Below are 18755 nucleotides of genomic sequence, written 5' to 3' on the forward strand. Positions count from 1 at the left end.
GCACGTGCGTGCTACCCGAAGTCAAGCGCGTTGCGCGGCGCCGTGATCGGGAGATCCAGCGACGTCGCGATGCCGGGCGCCGCGTCGACGACGTACGGGATCGCGTTGACGACGCGCATGGCAGTCGCCTCCATCGCATTGCCGTTGGCCGACTCCGGTGTGTCCTCGGTACCGAGCCGCAGGTCGCATTGCATATGTGGTTGACCCTCGATGATGAGGCGGTAGGTGCCGTTGGGCGCCGACGCCCACTCCGGCGCCAGGTTGGGCGCCATCCGGTTGATGTGCTCGATCGTGATCACCGGGTGGCCGTCGACCACTCCGGTGGTTTCGGCGCGGACCGCACCGCATGTCCCGGCGGGAATGGTGCCGCATGCGACGTGCAGATCCCGCGGTGTGAGCACCCGTTCGTAGGATTCGGTGACCTTCTCGAGTTCGACGCCGAGGGCCTTGGCCACGAGCCCGATCGGCGGGCCCCATGCGAATTGTTGTGCGCCTTCGAGTTCCAGGAGCGGGGTGAAATCGAGCGGTTTGCCGAAGCCCATCGCATCGATCATGAGGTCCCGGTTGGGATACGCCGAGTAGTCGAAGATCTCCTGCGCGCGGATGGACCGGATGGTGTTCGACAACGTGGTCAGCAGCACCGCGAACTGGTCACCGGCGAAGCCCGGCTCGATGCCCGAGGTGTAGATCGTGACCCCACCGGCCAACGCCGCCGCACGGACTTGCTCGGCCAGCTGCGGAATCCATCTGTCGGGGAACATCATTCCCGGGGTGTTGGTGGTCACCACGTTGAGCCCGCCGCTGAGCAGGCGGACGTAGTCCCGCACCGCCGCGGCGTCCATCTCGGCGCTCGCCGCACCGTAGACGACACAGTCGGGTTTCAGCGCGATGATGTCGTCGAGATCGCCGGTGGTGGTCACCCCGATCTGGCCCAGTCCGACGATCTCGCCGGCGTCGCGGCCGACCTTCTCTGCACTGTGCACCCACACCCCGATCAGGTCCAGGTGCGGCCGGCGCACGATGGCGCGGATCGCCAGGCTGCTGATCCACCCGGTGGAAATGACGGCGATCCGTAATGGTTTGGCAGTCAACGATCAAGCCCCCTATCGGTCATAGATCGGGGATCGGCAGTTCCGAGTTCGGCCCCTGAAGACCACCGTCGACGACAAAGGTCGAATTGGTGGCATAGCAGTCACGGGTGCACAGGTAGACGGTCAGCCGTCCGAGGTCGGCCACGTCGCCGATGCGATGCAACGGCGTCCGCTCCTTGAGCTTCTCCTCCGAGCCGGGCATCAGATCGAAGCTCGACTGCAACCCCGTCGTCAAGAATGCGCCCAGTGCGATGGCGTTCACCCGGATCTTCGGTGCGAGTTCTTGTGCCATGGCCCGGGTCAGCGCCTCCAACCCGCCCTTGGCCACCGAGTACGGCAACAGTCCGCGAATGCCGAACCGCCCTGCACCTGAGGAGATGTTGACGATCGACCCTCTACTTACCTTCAGCATGTGTGGTACGGCGAGTTGGCTCATGTCGAACGCGGTGGTGACGCAGTAGTCGAACGTCTCGCGCAGGTTGTCGGAGGTGAGGCCGAGGAACGGGCCGTAGGTCGCGAATCCCACATTGTTCACCAGGATATCGATGCGGCCGAATTCGTCGACCGCGGTTTGCACCACGCGCTCACTGTCGTCGCGGTTGAGTGCATCGGCCGTCAATGCGAGACCGTTGCCGCCCGCCGCGTGGATGTCCGCGATCGTCGACTCGATTTCGGACGATGTACGCGCGGTTCCCACCACCGTTGCACCCGCTTCGGCGAGCACCTTCGCGATCCCTTCGCCCACGCCGCGCCCGGCACCTGTGACGATTGCCACCTGCCCGTCCAACTGGAACTGTTCTAGCGCCACGCCGCGAATGTACCGGAACGAGAATGAGAGTTTCCGAAATTAAGAAACCCGATTTCTCGACGGGCTTAAGGTACCGGCATGACCGAACCATTGCCCCTGCTGCACCACGTGGTCTTCGCGATCGCACGGGAGCGCCTGGATCGGGCGGCCGCATACCTGACCGATCTCGGGTTTCACTTCCAGGCGTTCGACCACGACGAACTCGGCCTGGCGATCAGGCTCGATTGGGACCGCGGTTTCGAAATCATCTCGCCGCTGCCCGGTGCGCCGACCGAGGCGGGAACTGCGGCGGACTTCCTGGCCCGCCACGGCGACGGGTTGTTCTCCGTGGTCGTGCGGACCGCCGATTGTCAAGCGGGCGAGCACATCGCGATGCGTCACGGCGTCGAGTCCGATTTCCGCCAGCATGTCGAGGGCGACGGATTCCAGGTCACAGAGGTGAAACTGGAGCCCCTGTACGGAATCCCGCTGACCCTGCTGGAGACCAACCTGCCGTGACGTTCAATTGTCTGACAGGAGGCCGCTGAGCTGCTTGGCGAGGTCGGACTTCTTGACCTTGCCCGTGGCCGTGAACGGCAACGCCTCCTTGCCCGTGATCCAGATGAACTTCGGCACCTTGTAAGCTGACAGGCGGCCACGGAGGTCCGCTTTCAAATCGTTGGCATCCAGTTGCGCGTCCCCGCGCGGTACCACCGCCGCGGCCACGATCGTTCCGTTGTGCCCGTCCTCGGCGCCGACGACGTAGGCCTCGAGGACGCCGTTGCAACCGGAGAGGGCCAACTCCACCTCACCGGGCGTGACGTTCGTTCCACCACCCGTTTTGATCAGGTCGCCCAATCGGCCGGTGAACTTGATCCAGCCGTCCTCGTACTGGACCCCGCAGTCGCCGGTTCGGTAGTAGCCGTCCGGCGTGAACACCTCCTCGCGCTCGCGTTTGTAGAGCCGCTGCATCAGCGAGTAGCCGCGCACCCATATCTCGCCGTCGGTGCCCGGCGGGACGGGATCTCCCGTCGCGGGATCGACCAGCAGATGCGACAGCCCCTCGATCGAGTACCCGCCCGTCTCGCTGCGATCGGCGGGCTGCGCAGGATACGGGTCGACGCCGATGTGATTGCCGCACAGTTCGGTCATGCCCAGCGCATTGGGACCCTTCGGCCGGCGTTCGGGGGGCACCATCGCGGGCATGCTGGTGCGCTGCACCGAACTGAGGTCGCGGTTCCCGAAGTCGGGGTGCTCGGCAAGCGACTTTCCTTGTTGGGGCCAACCCAGCGTGATGGTGGCGCGATGACGCTCGATCAGCTCGAGCGCCTCGGCCGCGTCGAACGCCGGTTGGGTGACCAGCGTTGCGCCGTGGTGGATCACCGCATGGATGCCGGTGATCAGGCCGCCGACCCAGAAGAACGGCATCGCGGTGAACATCACCGTGTCGTTCGTGACGCCGTAGTGAAAGGTCAGGTTGTAGGTGTGGCGCACCAACGTGCCGTGGGTGTGCACGGGGCCCTTCGGGTCGCCGGTGCTGCCCGAGGTGTAGATGATCATCACGTCGTCGGCCGGCGTCACGCAGGATTCGACATCCACCAGGAACTCGGCGTCGTGTCCGGCCGCCAGGTCGGCGGGAAGGGTCGTCGCCCATGCGCGGTCAAACCTTCCCCACACCGCGATCGTGCGCAGATACGGCGCTCGGCGGACGGTGAGCTTGCCGGGGGTGTCCTGGTCGGCGAGCTCCGGTAGCGCCTCCTCGAGGCGATCGAGGAAGTCGTGGCCGCGAAAGCCCGACTGGGCGAGGATCGCGCGCAGATCGGCATGTCGGGCGGTCCACGCCAGCTCAGAGGCCTTGTAGAACGTGTTCAGCGGCACCGCGACCGCGCCGATGCGCGTCGTGGCGAACCACGCGATCGCCCACTCGACACCGTTGGGCATCAGGATCCCGACGTGGTCGCCCTTGCCGATGCCCGCGGCCAGCAGTGCCGTCGCCAATCGTGCCGACCGCAGCTCCAGGTCGGAATAGGTCAGCACCCGACCGTCCGCAATCAGGAACGGCTTGTCCCCGAAGCGCACTGCGCACGACCTGACGAGGGCGGGGATCGTGGGCGTGATTGTCGGGAATGGCACGAAGTTCTCCGCTCGAACAGGCTGGTCTCAACAGGATAGCTACCTTGTCGAAAAACGAGAATATCTGTTCTCATAGAATCGGCCGGCCATTACACTTCAGCCATGTCGTCGTCGGAGCAGCTCGATCGGCTTGAGTCTCGATTCGAGATCGCCCAATTGCCCAGCCGCTACGCCATGGCGCTCGATGCGCGCGATCTCGACGCCCTGGTCGCACTGTTCGTGGACGACGTCGACGCTGGGACCCAGGGCAGCGGTAGGGAGGCCCTCACGCGGTGGTACGACGGGGTGCTGCGCAGGTTTTATCGCAGCATTCACCTGATCTGCGGCCACATAGTCGATTTCGTCGATGCGGATCATGCAACCGGGTCTATCTACTGCCGGGCCGAGCACGAGGACGGTGACGGGTGGTACGTCATTACAATGCGCTACGACGACGTCTACGAGCGGCGCGACGGCCGTTGGTACTTCGTCAAGCGACGTGAGCATCCGTGGTACTCCGTGGACGCGACCGAGCGTCCCGGACCGGAGTTCATCCGATGGCCCACCGACGTGCCCCTGCGTGCGGCCATGCCGCATCGGATGCCGACCTGGCGGGCATTTTGGGAAAGGGGAGACGCGGCCGTCCCCGCGCGGCTGTCCCGGCGGCCGTAATACGTTTACAAACAGGCCCGATAGTGCAATTCTCAGTTTCCGTAAATGCTCGTTAACGCTTGTAGGAGGACGTCATTACCGTCGACAAGGTGCTCAGCGGGGTTCGGGTGCTCGAGGTTGCCGCATGGACATTCGTGCCATCGGCCGGCGCCGTCCTCGCCGAATGGGGCGCCGAGGTGATCAAGGTCGAGCCACGAGACGGAGGTGATCCGCAGCGCGGCCTCGTCACCATGGGCATCGTCGACGAGGGGGGTGGCTCGGTCAACTACATGATTGAGATTCCCAACCGCGGTAAAAAGTCGATCGGCGTGGATCTGAGCACACCGGGCGGTCGGGACGTGGTTCGCGAACTGGCCAAGACCTGCGATGTGTTCTTGACCAGTTATCTTCCGGACCGCCGAAAGAAGTTCGGCATCGACGTCGACGACATCCGGGAAGTGAACCCGGCCATCGTGTACGTCCGCGGCTCCGGCCACGGACCCAAAGGACCGGACGCTGACAAGCCGGGCTACGACGGAGTGTCCTACTGGGCGCGCGGCGGCATCGCCACCGTCCTGACTGAGGATGCCAATGAGCTCGTTCGCTCCCGACCGGCCTTCGGGGATCTGCTCGGCGGCATGACCATCGCCGGCGGTATCGCCGCGGCGCTGTACAAGAAGGCGACGACCGGTAAGGGATCGGTCGTCGACGTGTCGCTGCTCGGACTCGCCACCTGGAATCTCAGCCCTGATGTCGCGGTGAGCCAAATTCATGGTGGCAGCGCCATTCCCAAGTTCGGGCACGCCGACGCACCCAACCCGTTGGTGGGGACGTACCGCACCAAGGACGGTCGCTACGTCCAACTGATGATGCTGCAACTCGATAAGTTCTACGCCGAGGCGATGCGGGTGATCGGCCTGCCCGAGCTGATCGACGATCATCGATTCGCCGATCCCGCGTCGCGGTTCGAGAATCGGGTCGCGCTGATCGCGTTGCTCGACGAGGCGTTCGCTAAGCGCACACTGGCCGAGTGGCGCACAACGTTGGCCGCGCTGTCCGGCGCGTGGGGCATCGTGCAGACACCAGCCGAAGTCTGCGAAGACCCGGCCGTCACCGCCAACGGCTATGTCGCCCATACTGAAACGGTCAACGGCGTACCGTTCGCGTTGCCCACCAATCCCGTGCAGTTCGACGAGCATTCGGTGACTCCACCGGGCGCGCCCGAGCACGGCCAGCACACCGAGGAAGTACTAATGGACGCCGGAATGGACTGGGACACTATCGAGAAGCTCAAGGAGTCGGGGGCGATCCTGTGAGCGCGACGTCGGCCGACGTGGGCAACGGAGCCGTCGAATTCGACCCGTTCTCACAGGACTTCTTCGACGGTGCCTACGACACCTACCGTCGTCTTCGCAACGAAGCGCCCATCTATTACAACGCACAGTGGGATTTCTGGGCATTGACCCGTTACGACGACGTGGCACCCGCGACGAAGGATTACGAAACCTTCTCGTCGGCCAAGGGCGCCACGCTCGACATGGTCAAGGCCCACGACGGCGCGATCCCGGTGCCGAAGGTGATCATCTCGATGGATCCGCCGGAGCACCAGAAGATGCGCCGGCTGGTGAGCAACGTGTTCACGCCACGCGCCATCGCCGCGCTGGAAGACATGGTGTGCGAGAAGGTCTACGAGCGCGTTGACGCGTTGAACCCGGACAGTTTCGACGTCGTCGCCGACTTCTCGGCACTGTTCCCCAACGAGGTCATCACGACCATGCTGGGGGTGCCCAAGGAGGATCGGGACCAGATCCGGCGCTGGCTGGACCTTCTGCTCGAACGTCGTCCCGGTGAGATCGCCGTTCCCAGACGGGGATACGAGGCCTCAATGAACACCGGCCTGTACTATTACGACCTCGTCCAGCAGCGCCGGGCAGCGCCACAAGACGACATGATCAGCCGTCTCATCGAGACCGAGATCGAGCGTGACGGCGTAGTGGAGAAGCTCACCGATGTCGACATCACGGGCTTCGCGACGATGCTCGGAGGTGCGGGCGCGGAAACGGTTACCAAGCTGGTGGGCAATGCGATGGTGGCGTTCGCCGACTTCCCCGACCAGTGGCGGAAACTTCGCGAGGACCGCAGCAAGATCCCGGCCGCGGTTGAGGAACTACTGCGATACGAAGCGCCGTCGCAGTATCAGGTCCGCACCGCGACGCGGGATGTAACGTACTACGGCACCACTATTCCTGAGGGCGCCGCGGTGCTGCTCGTCACCGGCGCGGCCACGCGTGACGAGCGGATGTTCGACGACCCCGATCGCCTGGACATCGACCGGGAACGCAAGATGGGCTTCAATCTCGCCTTCGGCTACGGCATCCACAGCTGCCTCGGAGCCGCGTTGGCGCGGATGGAAAGTCGCATCGCGCTTAACGCGCTGCTCGACCTCGTTCCCGAGTACGAGGTCGACCGCGACGGCTTACGGCGCGTGGCGATGTCGAACGTCTGCGGCTTTTCCAACGTCCCGGTGCACAGGACGGTCTGAGGCACCTCGTCAGCACGGCGCGGGCGGTGCAGCGACGGCAAGGCGGTGAAACCCGCCGTGGAACGACTCGACGGGGGAGGGCGGGGCCGTCGCGTTCACCGCCTTCATTGCGTGGTACTTGAATGCCTGCGCGGCACAGCTGACACGGTGTTCGATGTCGGACGCGGAAGCGGCTGCGGTCGGCCAGGTTCCGCCCCACGCGGCCACGTCGGCGCCGTGTCGCCGCGTGGCATCGGCGGTGAAGCGGCGCACCCCGCGATGCCGGTGGTAGATCGGTGCGGCGAACACGACTGCGTCCGGCCACTGCAGTTCGAAATCGAAACTGGTCGGCAGAAGACGGCCCTCGACGCCGAGAATCTGCAGCGCCCGGGCATCGGACTCTGTTTCCAGGTACTTCCCGGTCTCCAGATAGACCTCGACGTGCCAGCCGACGCGGAGCGTGTCGGCGATGAGCCCGCCGGCCGCCGATACGGCATCCGTCGTATCGGATGCGAGTACCACTAGCTTGTAGGGCGCCGCGTGGCCCCGGTTCGACTGCCGCGACGTTTCCGCCGCCGATGCCGCAGTGATTTTCACCCGGACCCCCCCGAAAATGGCCGTATCATATTGTGAGAATAACCATTTTCACCGTCCTGCGCGAGACCCCGGGCCAGAGTCAAGGCCATGAGCGCTACCGCCGCCGCGGGCCGCCGTCGACGAATCCGTTCACCACGTAGGCCCGGACGAATTCGGCCACCGCGTCGTCGTTGCGCATGTCGATGGTCGGAGATGGAGTAGTGAACAGCGAGAACAACATTCGTGCAAACCACTCCGTGGCTGTGGGGACATCCAGGTCGGCACGGACCTCTCCGGTCAGCCTGGCCGCCGTTACGTAAGGGGCCAGGAAGTCGGCGCACTCCTTCAGCAGTGTGGCGGCGTTCTTCGTCATCATGAGGTTGACTTCGTCCTGATCGAAGTACACTTCCGGTTCGACGACCCGACGCGCCTGCGTGACGAAGATCGCGGCGCGCACCAGCCGGCCTTCGAGGGTGCTGCCTCCGTGGCGGTCGATGGCTTTTGCCATGTTGCGGTAGAACCGCTGCGAAGCCGCCTCGGCGCAGGCCTCGACGATCGTCTCCTTGTCGCGGAAGTACTCATAGAACGTGCTGCGCGACACCTCAGCCGTGCGGGCGATGTCGACGATGGTCGTCTTGGCCAGCCCGCGTGTCCGGAAGCAGGTGAAAGCCGCCGAGATGATGGCATCCCGGGTGTCGACCGCCATGGATTGAGTCACGTCAGATGCCACCGCACGACATTAACTTCTCAATGGTCGGGCGCCAGGATGAGGCCGCTGGTCGGAACACCGGTACCCGCCGTGACGAGGACGTGCTCGACGTTGTCGACCTGGTTGTACGACGTACCGCGGACCTGGCGCACGCCTTCGGTGATGCCGTTCATCCCGTGGATGTAGGCCTCGCCGAGCAGACCGCCATTGGTGTTGATCGGCATCCTGCCACCCAGCGAGAGCTCCTCGACCGACACGAAGTCCTTGGCCTCACCGCGTCCGCAGAAGCCGAGTTCCTCGAGTTGTGTGAACACGAATGGGGTGAAGTGGTCGTAGAGGAATGCGGTCGAGATGTCGTCCGGTTGCAATCTGGAGTCGCGCCACAGCTTGTTGCCGACGACACCCATCTCGGGCAGTCCGGTGATCTCTTCCCGGTAGTAGCTGGTCATCACCTCGCCGTCGTAGGCTGCGCCCTGCGCGGCCGCCGCGATCACCGCAGCGCGATTGGGTAGATCGCGAGCGCGTTCGACGCTGGTGATCACCATCGCGACGCCGCCGTCGCTCTCCTGGCAGCAGTCGAGCAGGCGGAGCACCGGTTCGACGATCCAGCGTGACTCCTGGTGCTGCTCAATGGTGATCGGCTTTTCGTAGAACCAGGCGTCGGGGTTCTTCGCCGCATGCTTGCGGTCGATGACCGAGATCTTGCCGAAGTCCGCGTTAGTGACCCCGTACGTCGACATGTATCGCTGCGCGTGCAGCGCGACCCACGCGGCGGGCGTCATCAACGCGAAGGGCGCATACGGCGCCATCCACAGCGGGGTGACCCCGGGTTGGCGCCCGGCGCCGCCGAACCGAAACCCGGAGCGCTCGTTGAACGCCCGGTAGCACACCACCGCCTCGGCGGCACCCGTCGCGACCGCCATCGCGGCCTGCATCACGGTGCCCGCGGCCGCGCCACCACCGTGTGGGACCCTGGTGAAGAACGTGAGGTTCTCGATGCCGACGTTGCGGGCAACCTCGATCTCTTCGTTCTCGTCGACTGTGAAGGTCACCATGCCGTCGATGTCGCTGGGGCGCAGGCCGGCGTCGGCGATGGCGGCCTTGACGGCCTCACAGGCCAGCTGCATCTCGGTTCGGCCCGATTCCTTCGAGAACTCGGTCTGACCGATGCCGACGAGCGCGGCCTTGCCTCCGATACCGGTCATGCATCGACCCCATCGAGCAGGCTGAGCACCGCAGTGCCCCTGACGTGATCGCCGAGGCTGTTGGTGCCTCTGAACGTGACTTCGACGAACCCCTCACCGTTGGCCGACGACTTGTCGGTGACGCTGCCCTCGAACCGCAACGCATCGTTGGGATATGCGGGAACGCCGAGCCGGATGGACAGCTTCTTGACCATCGCTTCGGGCCCCGCCCAATCGTGCAGGAACCTCACGCACAGCCCATTGGTCGTCAGGATGTTGAGGAAGATGTCCTTCGAGCCCTGGGAATTGGCGAAGTCACGGTCGTGGTGCACCGGCATGTAGTCGCGGGAGGCAATGGCGCCGGCCACGATCAGCGTGGTGGTGACGGGAACATCCATCGGCGTGACCTCGTCGCCGACATTGACGTCGTTCCACGCCAGCGTGGAGGTGTGCTTGAGGGTAGAGGTCATCGGTTCAGTCCTTCCGCGTATGTGTTGCCCAGCCGGGCCAGCTGCTGAGACGCCGATCCGAGTGCGAGTTCAATTTGCTTGGCCCACAGGAAGTAGCGGGACAGGGGGTAGGTGATGTCGATGCCCATGCCGCCGTGTACCTGTTGGGCGGATGCGGTGACGCGTGCCCCGGCCTCGGCTGCCCAGAACTTGGCGATCGCCGCTTCCCGTTCGGCAGGCCTGCCCTCGGCGATCAGCCAGGCCGCATACCAGGCGGTCCACCTGATCGCTTCGGTATCGATGAATGCGTCGGCCAGACGCTGTTGCACGGCCTGGAACGACCCGATTGGACGGCCGAACTGCTCGCGCTCGCTGGTGTAGGACGCGGCCAGTTTCAGCGCGCGTTCGACGACGCCGATCTGCATTGCGCACAGGCCCACCAATGCCCTGGTGTACAGCGCGCCGACGATGTCGGCCCCGGTGTGCTCGGTGAGCCGCCAGCCGACCGCGTCCGTCAGTGCGACGTCGGCGAAGGGTTCGCCATTGGTCGTCGCCACCGGCCTCACATCGACTCCGCCGCCGCCTGTTTCGACGACGAACAAACCCGGCTCGTCGTCGGTTGTGGCCGACACGACGATGGCCGCGGCGAGTTGAGCGGCGGGCACCAACTCCTTGGTGCCGGTGATCCGCCAGCCGTCACCGTCGGCCCGTGCGATGGTCCGCGGTGCGGTCGGATCCGAGCTTCCGGGTTCGGCCAGCGCCGCGGTCAATTGGATGCTGCCGTCGACCACTCCGGGAAGGAAGCGTCGCTGCAGATCGGAATCGCCGTGCCGGGCAATGGTATCGGCGCCCAGAGCGAGCGTCGCGTACACCGGAACCGGCGCGACGCTGTACCCGACCTCGCTGAGCAGCACACCCAGCTCGAGGAACCCGCCGCCGGTGCCGCCGACGGACTCGGGCAGGGCGATCCCCAACAGGTCGGCCGCCGCCAACTCGGCCCACAGTGCGGTGTCGTAACGCAGGCCCCCCGTTTCGAGCTCGGTCAGATGCTCGGGCGTCGCGAGGTGCTCGAAGAGCTGACGGGCGACCTTGGCGACCGTCTCCTGCTCGTCGGTGAAGCTGAAGTCCATTCGTCGTTCCCCTACTCAGTGGGCCAGCCGAAATTGGTGCAGCACCAGCTCGTCCCCGCTGGGCAGGGCCTCGAAGGTCTCGTAGAAGACCTCGACGGCCGTCCCGACCTCGATCGCCTCGGGTTCGATCTCGCACAGGTTCGACACGATGCGCACGCCCTCGTCGAGCTCGATCAGCGCGACGACGTACGGGTATTCGATGAAAGGCAGCGGCGGATACTGCGGCATCACGAAGCTATAGACCGTGCCACGCCCGGTGGACGCGACGTAATCCCAGTTCAGCGATTGGCAGTTGCCGCACATCGGTCGCGGCGGAACCCGCAACGTCTTGCAGTCCGTACAGCGCTGGATGCGAAGCTCGTGCTCCTTGAGTCCCGACCAGAAGAACTCCGTATCCGGACTGATCGAGGGGGCGAGTCTGCTGGCCATCAGTCCCCAGCCGTTCCAGCGGGGGCTCCACCCGTCTTGAATCGCAAGGTACGGAACCATTGACGCCCGACGACGTCGCCGTTCTGATCGCGGTAGGTGGTGACCCAGGTGACGAAGAAGCCGTTGCCCATCGCCGTCTTCTTCTCGTCGGAGATCGAGTCGAAGACCGTCTCGGATGTGATCTCGTCCCCGACCCGGGGATAGCGCTCGATCTCGAACTCGGAGTTCGTCGCGATGATGCCGGTGTAGCCGGCGTCGGAGAGGAACTGCAGCGGGTTGGTCTTGATCTCGATCGGCACCCCGCCGCGCTCGTGGATGCCTTCCAGTTTCGGCGGCGGCATCGTCCAGCTCTGCAGCATCACCGGCGGCGAGACGATCCCGCCGTAGCGGGAGTTCTCCGCGAACTCGGGATCCAGGTAGGCCGGGTTCATGTCACCCAGGGCGTAGGCCCAGTGCCGGATCATCGCCGTGTTCACCGGATCGGGCGCCCGCACCGGCCTGCCGACCCCGTCGGTGGGGGTGCCGATGAGCGAGTCGAGGCGCTCGCGCAGTTCGTCTTTGGCTGTGTCGGTCACTGCTGATTTCCTTTCTCAGGACGCTCGCATGTCGCGGGGTGCACGGGGCATCCCGAGGCCGGCCATCGCGATGATGTCGCGTTGCAGTTCGTTCGCTCCGCCACCGAAGGTGTTGATGACGGCCAGCCGGTAGGCGCTCTCGAGATCGCCCTTCAAGGGCGCGGTCGCCCCCTTGCGGGTACCGGCCTGCCCGACGACGTCGAGCAGTTCGCGAGCCACCTGCTGGGTCAGTTCGGTGCCGAAAACCTTTGCCGCCGAGGCCTCTCCCATACCAAGTGCGCCGGAGCTCATGTTCGTGTTGACCCGTAGGTTGAGCAGTCGGTAGGCGGCGACCTGCGCCTCCACGCGCGCGAGGGCCTGCTGCACCCACGGCTGGTCGATGACACGGCCGTCGTCGAGTGGCGTGGTCAAGGCCCACTCCAAAGTCTTGGCGAACAACGGTTCCAGCGCGCCCAGATTGCCCAGTGCGGCCCGCTCGAGGTTCAGCTGGTTGGTCACCAGCTTCCACCCTTGGTTCTCGCCGAGCACGATGGCGTTCTCGGGAACCCGCACGTCGTCGAAAAACGTGTAGTAAGTCGACACTCCAGGCATGGTGTGCAGGGGTTTCCACGAGAAGCCCGGCGAGTCGGTGGGCACGATGAACACAGTGATGCCCTTGTGCTTCTTGGCTTCTGGGTCCGTCCGCGCCGCCAGCCAGATGTAATCGGCAAACTCCGCGCCACTGGTGAACATTTTGGCGCCGTTGATGACGAACTGGTCACCGTCGCGCACCGCGCTGGTTCTCAGTGAGGCCAGGTCGCTGCCTGCTCCCGGTTCGGAGTATCCGATCGCGAAGTCGACCTCACCTCTGAGAATCGCAGGAAGGAACTTCTGCTTCTGTTCCTCGGTGCCGTACTGGATGAGGGTGGGGCCGACAGTGTTGAGCGTGATCATCGGCAACGGCGCATTCACGCGACGCGCCTCCTCGTTGAAGATGTACTGCTCCAACGCGGTCAGTCCGCGTCCGCCGTACTCCACAGGCCACGCAACGCCCAGCAGGCCGGCTTCACCGAGCGCCCGCCTGCACTCGGTCATCGCGGCGCCGCCCTCCATCAGGCCCGCTACGGCTGCGCGCCTGTCGGGGGTCATCACGGCTGCCAGCCGCTCCCGAAACTCTGTGCGGAGCTGTTCTTGCTCCGGGGTGTAGTCGAAGTCCATCAGGCGTTCGCTCCCAGCCGCACCGGCATGCGTTTGACTCCGGGCACCATCGTGGCGCGCAGGCGGGTCACGTCACCGGTCAGTTCGATGCTCGGGTAGGTGCCCAGGAGCACTTCGAACATGACCCTGGCCTCCAGTCGTGCCAGCTGAGCACCCAGGCATGCGTGCTCACCGGCGCCGAAGGCGATGTGGGGGTTCGGGTTCCGGGTGATGTCGAACTCTTCGGCGGTCGGGCCGAAGATCTCCTCATCCCGGTTGGCCGCGCCATACAGCATCACCACCGTGTCACCGGCCTTGATCTTCTGCCCGCGGATGTCGATGTCGGCGGTGGCTTTCCGTGCCATGTGCGTCACCGGGCTGGTAAAGCGCAGCATCTCCTCGACGGCACATGTCACCAGTGTCGGATTCGATCGAAGCATCGCGAACTGTTCGGGATGATCCAGCAGCGCCACCGTGCCGAGTGCAATGAGGTTACGAGTGGTTTCGTTGCCCGCCACCAGAAGCAGGAACGAGAAGTTGAGTAGGTCTGCGTCGGTGAGGCGCTCTCCGTCGACATCTGCGGCCGCGAGGATGCTCAACAGATCAGCCCGTCCGGCGGTTTCGCCGGAGCGCCGGGCTTGGATCAGCTCGGTGAAGTACTCGTAGAGCTCGCCGAGCGCAACCAGGTGATCCATCTCGATGTCGGGGTCCGCCGTCCCAACGGCCGCGTCGGACCAGGCGCGGAACTTCTCCCAGTCTTCTGGTGGAGCGCCGAGCATCTCGGCGATCATCCTCGTGGGCAGGGGCGCGGCGATCTCTTCGGCGAACTCGTACTCACGCGAGGGGTCGATGCCTTTGACGATGTCCTCGACGACCCTGCGGATCGTGGGTTCTAGCAACGACACTTGACGGCGGGTGAACCCGGCGTTGATGAGTTTGCGCAGCTGTCGGTGTCGAGGCGGATCCGTGAAGATCAGGTTGCCTTCTTGAACGGGTTCCGGCTGGCTGGGATCCGGGATCGTGATGCCGTGAGTCGACGAAAACAACAGGGGGTGACCGGAAACGAAGCGGACGTCCTCGTACTTGGTAAGCGCCCAGAAATTCGTCACGTCGTTCCACACCACCGGGGTGGCGTCGCGCAGTTCCCGATAGGCCGGGTACGGGTCGCCGGCATAGAAGTCCGGGGAATGCAATGGGTGCGCGGACGTCGGTCGGGACGTGGACTCTGTGGGCACCCGGGTCTCCTCAACGCATCGGCCATCGGACAAATAGCAGAGCACTGTCCGGTTGCTCTGTGTCTACAGCAAAAAATGCGGCCGTGTCAATCAGCATTGTTCGCAGGAGAATCGAGAGTTCGACCGTTGACGTGGCGCCACGAGCGGGTGTACACAGAAGCCATAAATGTCGGACTGCTCGCCTGGGAGGGACGGTCGGTCGCCCTCAGTCGGACAACCAGGAAGGTCCAGTGATCTGATGGCCGCGTCCAACCTCGTCGACAACTATGACCTCTTCGTCAACGGCAGTTGGGTGGCGCCTGACAGCGGCCGATACGACGTCGTCAATCCGGCGACCGGGACGGTCATCGCGTCCGCGCCCGACGCCGGGGTGGCAGACGTCGAAAAGGCGATCGCCGCTGCGCGAACCGCGTTCGACACCGGGCCGTGGGCGACGGCGGCGCCGGAGGAGCGGTCGGAGTGCCTGCAGCAGTTGAGCGATGCGCTGCTCAACCATGGCAACGAGATCTACGCGCTCGCACAGGCCGAGTGGGGATGCACAGCAAACGAACGGCTTATCCACGTCGACGGGCCCGCGTTCATGACCGGACACGCCGCAGAACTCGCGCTCGAGCCGGCGGAGGCGCCCATGGACGCGTGGGGCGCGGCAGGTACGACGCTGTTGCGGTACGAGCCCCTCGGTGTGGTCGCGGTCATGACACCGTGGAACTTCCCGCACACGCTCAACGTGATGAAGGTGGGGGCGGCGCTCGCCGCGGGGAACACGCTGGTGCTCAAGCCCTCGCCCCTCACGCCGCTGGCGGGCTTGGCGTTGGCACGAATCATCGAGGAGGAGACCGACATTCCGCCGGGCGTCGTCAACGTCGTCACTCCCACCGGGCTCGACGCGAGCAAGGTCCTGACCCTCGATCCGCGGGTGGACATGGTGAGCTTCACCGGCAGCTCGTCGGTCGGCCGCGACGTGATGGCCGGGGCCGCAGGGACGATGAAGCGGGTCCTGCTGGAATGCGGCGGCAAGTCGGCGTGCGTGCTGCTCGACGACGTCGAGCTGACCGATGAGCTGCTCGAGCGGCTGTTGTTCGAGGGTTGCACGCTGCACGCGGGTCAGGCGTGCATCCTCAACAGCCGGCTCGTGGTGCCCGAAGAACTGCACGACGAGGTGGTCGCCCGGCTCGCCGATCTCGCGCGCGCGGTGACCGTCGGCGACCCCGTCGACGACGCAGTCGGCATGGGTCCTTTGATCAGCCGCCAGCATCTCGAGCGGGTCGAAGGTTTCGTCCGGCGTGCCGAGTCCGAGGGCGCGAAGGTGGTGGCTGGCGGCGTTCGTCCCGAAACCCACTCCGCCGGCTTTTATTTCGAACCGACCATCATGGCCGAGGTGAGCGCGGATTCGCACATCGCGCAGGAGGAGGTCTTCGGCCCGGTGCTCACAGTCCTGAAGTACCGCGGTGACGACGAGGCGGTGGCCATCGCCAACAACTCGGCCTACGGACTGGGCGGAGCGGTGTGGAGCGGGGATGTCGACCGTGCTGTGGCAGTCGCCCGCCGTATCAGGACGGGCCAGGTCTCGGTCAACGGCACCACCCCCGGTGATGCTCCGTTCGGCGGCTTCAAACAGAGCGGCATCGGACGTGAGGGCGGGGTGATGGGGTTGCGTGCCTACATGGAGCCAAAGGCCATCGGGGTGCCCACGTGAGCGACGAGCCAACTATGAATACGGGCGACGCGCTGGCCGGGCTGCGCGTCGTCGAATTGGGCACGGAGATCGCGGCGCCGTACTGCACCAAGCTTCTGGCCGACCTCGGCGCAGAGGTGTGCAAGGTCGAGATGCCAGCGGGTGATCCGCTGCGCGGGTGGGGTCCGTTCGCCGATGAGTCGCAGGATAACGGCGCGCTGTTCGAGTATCTGAACGCCGGAAAGCTCGGGCTGACAGTCGATCTCGGGACGCAGGCCGGTCTGGCGAAGCTTCACGAGCTCGTCGCGCGGGCCGACGTGCTGGTGGAGGACCTGCCTCCCGGGCCGGTTGACCGTTTCGATTGGGGGCTCGACCGCGCCTCTCTCGAACGGATCAATCCCGATCTCGTCGTCGTCCGGGTGAGCGACTACGGCCAGGAGGGTCCCCGGCGCGAGCAGCCGTCGACGTCGCTGACGCTGCAGGCGGCCTCGGGCTGGGTCAACACCCGAGAATTCGGCCGGGCGCCGGTGCAGGCGGGAGCGCGCATACCCGAGTACATCGCGGGCGGCTACGCGGCGCTCGCGGCGTTGACCGCGCTGCGCGTCGGAGATGCGGTGCGGGGCCGCGTCGTAGAGGCCGACGTGTCGGCGTTCGAGTCCCTGATATGCAGCCTGCCGTATCCGATGTTGATGGCTGAGCGGTTGAAAAGCATGGGGCTTCCGACCAATTCGAAGGCTGCTCCGATGCTGGGCATCGTCCGGGCTGCCGACGGCTGGATCGGGATCAATTGCCTGACCGGCCAGCACTGGTTGGACGTCTGCGCGATGATGGGTCTGCCGGAGTTCGGGGAACATCAACTGGCCATCATGCTGGGCGGCCCGGAGCGCGACGAGTTCTTCGCCAAGGCTCAGCCGTGGCTGGACTCGATGCCAGTGGCCGACCTGGTGGAGTTGAGCCAGGCGATGCGCATTCCGGCGGCGTCGATCAACGACGGGTCCTCGATCCTGGACTGCCCGCAGTACCGTGATCGCGACTTCTTCGTCGAGAGCGGTCCCGAGAGCGCGCGATTCCGGCGCCCCGGTGCGCCGTTTCGCCTGTCGAGGACGCCGGCGGCCGCGCCGCGGCCCGCGCCGACCCGCGGGGCGGTCGACGCCGTGCAGTGGTCGACCGGCCGGGAGCGGGACGGGTCGGACACCGCCGACGCGGCAAGTCCGTTCGCCGGCCTGAAGGTCTTCGATCTCAGTACCTTCTGGGCCGGCGCCTATCTCACGTGCTACCTGGGCGCGTTCGGGGCCGACGTGGTCAAGGTCGAGTCGATTCAGCGACCCGACGGGCACCGCTACTCGGGCTCGCTGCTGCGCAGCAGCGACGACTGGTACGAGATCGGGCCACTATGGCAGGGCACCAACCTCAACAAGCGCGACATCACCCTCGACCTCAGCACCGACGCAGGCCGGGAGCTGGCACTGCGACTGGCGGCCGATGCCGACGTGGTGATCGAAAACTTCTCGCCGCGGGTGGTCGAACAATTCGGCTTGGATTACGACTCGTTGGTGAAGATCAACCCGGGGGTCGTCATGGTTCGCATGCCCGGCTTCGGGCTGGAGGGCCCGTGGCGGGATTACGTCGGCTGGGCCTTGAACATCGAACAGCTGGCCGGGATGTCGGCAGTCACCGGATTCGCCGACGGGCCGCCGTGCAATCTGCAGGGCCCGGCCGATCCGATCGCCGGCGTGCACGCGACGGTGGCGTTGCTCGCCGCGCTCGAACACCGACGCCGGACCGGCGAGGGCCAGCTGATCGAAGTTGCGCAGATCGAGGTCGGCGCCGCGGTCACGGCCGAACCGGTCATTGAGTATTCGATGACCAAACGCGTGCGAGAACGTGAGGGCAATCGGCACCGCCACTACGCACAAGGCGTCTACCGCGCGCAGGGGGACGACGATTGGGTGGCCCTTTCGGTGCGAGATGACACCGACTGGGTTGCCGTGACCGAGATCATCGGTCGTCCCGAACTGCGCGATGACCCTCGATTCGTTTCGGCGCACGCACGCTTGCTGCATCACGACGAGTTCGACGAGGTGATCGGGGCATACGCCGCCGCGCGGTCAGCAGAGGAGGCCGCCGAGTCCCTGCTTCGACACGGGGTGCCCGCGCAGCGACTGATGACAGGTGATCGGATGTACGACGTCGACCAACTGGACGCACGGGGATTCTACGAAGATCTTGACCACCCGATCGCGGGCCGACAGCGCTTCCCCGGCTGGCCGTTCCGCATCTCGCCGGGACCGTCGCGGCACCACCGCACCCCGTCGCCGACGCTTGGTCAACACAACGACGGGGTCTTGCGTGCGTTGGGCCTGACGCGGGAGGAAATCTCGGCCCTGCGCGAGCAGCATGTCGTCGGCGAACGCCTCCTGAACGCTTAGATCTCGTTTCGGTGTTGGACAGGCGC

18 protein-coding genes are annotated in these 18755 nt (G+C 65.4%); 6 read left to right on the forward strand and 12 right to left on the reverse strand.

Annotated elements, in window-relative coordinates:
• Positions 1-11: 11 nt before the first annotated feature.
• Both N4S67_RS22475 and N4S67_RS22480 read right to left on the reverse strand, forming a co-directional pair.
• Entirely contained in the window at positions 12-1046 is a 1035-nt protein-coding gene (locus tag N4S67_RS22475; RefSeq protein ID WP_260995303.1) for an NAD(P)H-dependent amine dehydrogenase family protein, read from the reverse strand.
• A 64-nt stretch (positions 1047-1110) separates the two neighbouring features.
• On the reverse strand, positions 1111-1899 hold the full coding sequence (locus N4S67_RS22480) for an SDR family NAD(P)-dependent oxidoreductase (RefSeq protein WP_260995218.1): 789 nt from the start codon (positions 1897-1899) through the stop codon (positions 1111-1113).
• 78 nt (positions 1900-1977) lie between these two features.
• On the opposite strand from N4S67_RS22480, the gene N4S67_RS22485 reads away from it, so the two are divergent.
• A complete protein-coding gene (locus tag N4S67_RS22485) occupies positions 1978-2397 on the forward strand; it encodes a VOC family protein (RefSeq protein ID WP_260995219.1) in 420 nt (139 codons plus the stop codon).
• Positions 2398-2400: 3 nt separating this feature from the next.
• On the opposite strand, the gene N4S67_RS22490 is transcribed toward N4S67_RS22485, so the two are convergent.
• Positions 2401-4011 carry a class I adenylate-forming enzyme family protein gene (locus tag N4S67_RS22490; protein ID WP_260995220.1) on the reverse strand — a complete coding sequence of 537 codons (1611 nt, stop codon included), beginning with the start codon at positions 4009-4011 and terminating at the stop codon, positions 2401-2403.
• A 102-nt stretch (positions 4012-4113) separates the two neighbouring features.
• Between N4S67_RS22490 and N4S67_RS22495 the strand changes: the two genes are divergently transcribed.
• The 3 genes from N4S67_RS22495 to N4S67_RS22505 all read left to right on the forward strand — a co-directional run bounded on the left by N4S67_RS22495 (position 4114) and on the right by N4S67_RS22505 (position 7183).
• On the forward strand, positions 4114-4662 hold the full coding sequence (locus tag N4S67_RS22495) for a nuclear transport factor 2 family protein (RefSeq protein WP_260995221.1): 549 nt from the start codon (positions 4114-4116) through the stop codon (positions 4660-4662).
• Positions 4663-4751: 89 nt separating this feature from the next.
• Positions 4752-5957: a CaiB/BaiF CoA transferase family protein gene (locus N4S67_RS22500; RefSeq protein ID WP_260995222.1), complete on the forward strand. Its 1206-nt coding sequence runs from the start codon at positions 4752-4754 to the stop codon at positions 5955-5957.
• Positions 5954-7183 (forward strand): cytochrome P450, encoded by a 1230-nt coding sequence (locus tag N4S67_RS22505; protein ID WP_260995223.1) that lies wholly within the window; start codon positions 5954-5956, stop codon positions 7181-7183. Before N4S67_RS22500 ends, N4S67_RS22505 begins: the two co-directional genes overlap by 4 nt.
• 9 nt (positions 7184-7192) lie before the next feature.
• On the opposite strand, the gene N4S67_RS22510 is transcribed toward N4S67_RS22505, so the two are convergent.
• The 9 genes from N4S67_RS22510 to N4S67_RS22550 form a co-directional block, all read right to left on the reverse strand.
• Positions 7193-7759, reverse strand: coding sequence for a hypothetical protein (locus tag N4S67_RS22510; RefSeq protein ID WP_260995224.1), 567 nt, complete (start codon positions 7757-7759; stop codon positions 7193-7195).
• A 94-nt stretch (positions 7760-7853) separates the two neighbouring features.
• Positions 7854-8444, reverse strand: a complete 591-nt coding sequence (locus N4S67_RS22515) for a TetR/AcrR family transcriptional regulator (RefSeq protein WP_390893487.1) — start codon at positions 8442-8444, stop codon at positions 7854-7856.
• Positions 8445-8485: 41 nt separating this feature from the next.
• Positions 8486-9652 (reverse strand): lipid-transfer protein, encoded by a 1167-nt coding sequence (locus N4S67_RS22520; protein ID WP_260995226.1) that lies wholly within the window; start codon positions 9650-9652, stop codon positions 8486-8488.
• On the reverse strand, positions 9649-10101 hold the full coding sequence (locus N4S67_RS22525) for a MaoC family dehydratase (RefSeq protein ID WP_260995227.1): 453 nt from the start codon (positions 10099-10101) through the stop codon (positions 9649-9651). Before N4S67_RS22525 ends, N4S67_RS22520 begins: the two co-directional genes overlap by 4 nt.
• Positions 10098-11210, reverse strand: coding sequence for an acyl-CoA dehydrogenase family protein (locus tag N4S67_RS22530; RefSeq protein WP_260995228.1), 1113 nt, complete (start codon positions 11208-11210; stop codon positions 10098-10100). The genes N4S67_RS22525 and N4S67_RS22530 overlap by 4 nt, the downstream gene beginning before the upstream one ends.
• 15 nt (positions 11211-11225) lie before the next feature.
• Positions 11226-11639 (reverse strand): Zn-ribbon domain-containing OB-fold protein, encoded by a 414-nt coding sequence (locus N4S67_RS22535; protein WP_260995229.1) that lies wholly within the window; start codon positions 11637-11639, stop codon positions 11226-11228.
• Entirely contained in the window at positions 11639-12214 is a 576-nt protein-coding gene (locus tag N4S67_RS22540) for a MaoC family dehydratase N-terminal domain-containing protein (protein ID WP_260995230.1), read from the reverse strand. The genes N4S67_RS22535 and N4S67_RS22540 overlap by 1 nt, the downstream gene beginning before the upstream one ends.
• A 15-nt stretch (positions 12215-12229) precedes the next feature.
• A complete protein-coding gene (locus tag N4S67_RS22545; RefSeq protein ID WP_260995231.1) occupies positions 12230-13411 on the reverse strand; it encodes an acyl-CoA dehydrogenase family protein in 1182 nt (393 codons plus the stop codon).
• Positions 13411-14583, reverse strand: coding sequence for a cytochrome P450 (locus tag N4S67_RS22550; protein WP_260995304.1), 1173 nt, complete (start codon positions 14581-14583; stop codon positions 13411-13413). The genes N4S67_RS22545 and N4S67_RS22550 overlap by 1 nt, the downstream gene beginning before the upstream one ends.
• A 280-nt stretch (positions 14584-14863) precedes the next feature.
• On the opposite strand from N4S67_RS22550, the gene N4S67_RS22555 reads away from it, so the two are divergent.
• Both N4S67_RS22555 and N4S67_RS22560 read left to right on the forward strand, forming a co-directional pair.
• Positions 14864-16321 carry an aldehyde dehydrogenase family protein gene (locus N4S67_RS22555; RefSeq protein ID WP_260995232.1) on the forward strand — a complete coding sequence of 486 codons (1458 nt, stop codon included), beginning with the start codon at positions 14864-14866 and terminating at the stop codon, positions 16319-16321.
• A 14-nt stretch (positions 16322-16335) separates the two neighbouring features.
• Complete coding sequence (locus N4S67_RS22560) at positions 16336-18729, forward strand: CaiB/BaiF CoA transferase family protein (protein WP_260995233.1); 2394 nt, start codon at positions 16336-16338, stop codon at positions 18727-18729.
• The last annotated feature ends 26 nt before the right edge of the window (positions 18730-18755 follow it).

The organism is Mycobacterium deserti, assembly GCF_025345615.1.
GTDB classification, from domain to species: Bacteria; Actinomycetota; Actinomycetes; order Mycobacteriales; family Mycobacteriaceae; genus Mycobacterium; species Mycobacterium deserti.

Bases quoted from the DNA above. Each gene is read 5' to 3' on its own strand.
- N4S67_RS22495 (WP_260995221.1), top strand. From the start codon at position 4,114: ATGTCGTCGTCGGAGCAGCTCGATCGGCTTGAGTCTCGATTCGAGATC.
- N4S67_RS22485 (WP_260995219.1), top strand. From the start codon at position 1,978: ATGACCGAACCATTGCCCCTGCTGCACCACGTGGTCTTCGCGATCGCA.
- N4S67_RS22515 (WP_390893487.1), bottom strand. From the start codon at position 8,444: ATGGCGGTCGACACCCGGGATGCCATCATCTCGGCGGCTTTCACCTGC.
- N4S67_RS22555 (WP_260995232.1), top strand. From the start codon at position 14,864: ATGGCCGCGTCCAACCTCGTCGACAACTATGACCTCTTCGTCAACGGC.
- N4S67_RS22535 (WP_260995229.1), bottom strand. From the start codon at position 11,639: ATGGCCAGCAGACTCGCCCCCTCGATCAGTCCGGATACGGAGTTCTTC.
- N4S67_RS22545 (WP_260995231.1), bottom strand. From the start codon at position 13,411: ATGGACTTCGACTACACCCCGGAGCAAGAACAGCTCCGCACAGAGTTT.
- N4S67_RS22560 (WP_260995233.1), top strand. From the start codon at position 16,336: ATGAATACGGGCGACGCGCTGGCCGGGCTGCGCGTCGTCGAATTGGGC.
- N4S67_RS22520 (WP_260995226.1), bottom strand. From the start codon at position 9,652: ATGACCGGTATCGGAGGCAAGGCCGCGCTCGTCGGCATCGGTCAGACC.
- N4S67_RS22525 (WP_260995227.1), bottom strand. From the start codon at position 10,101: ATGACCTCTACCCTCAAGCACACCTCCACGCTGGCGTGGAACGACGTC.
- N4S67_RS22530 (WP_260995228.1), bottom strand. From the start codon at position 11,210: ATGGACTTCAGCTTCACCGACGAGCAGGAGACGGTCGCCAAGGTCGCC.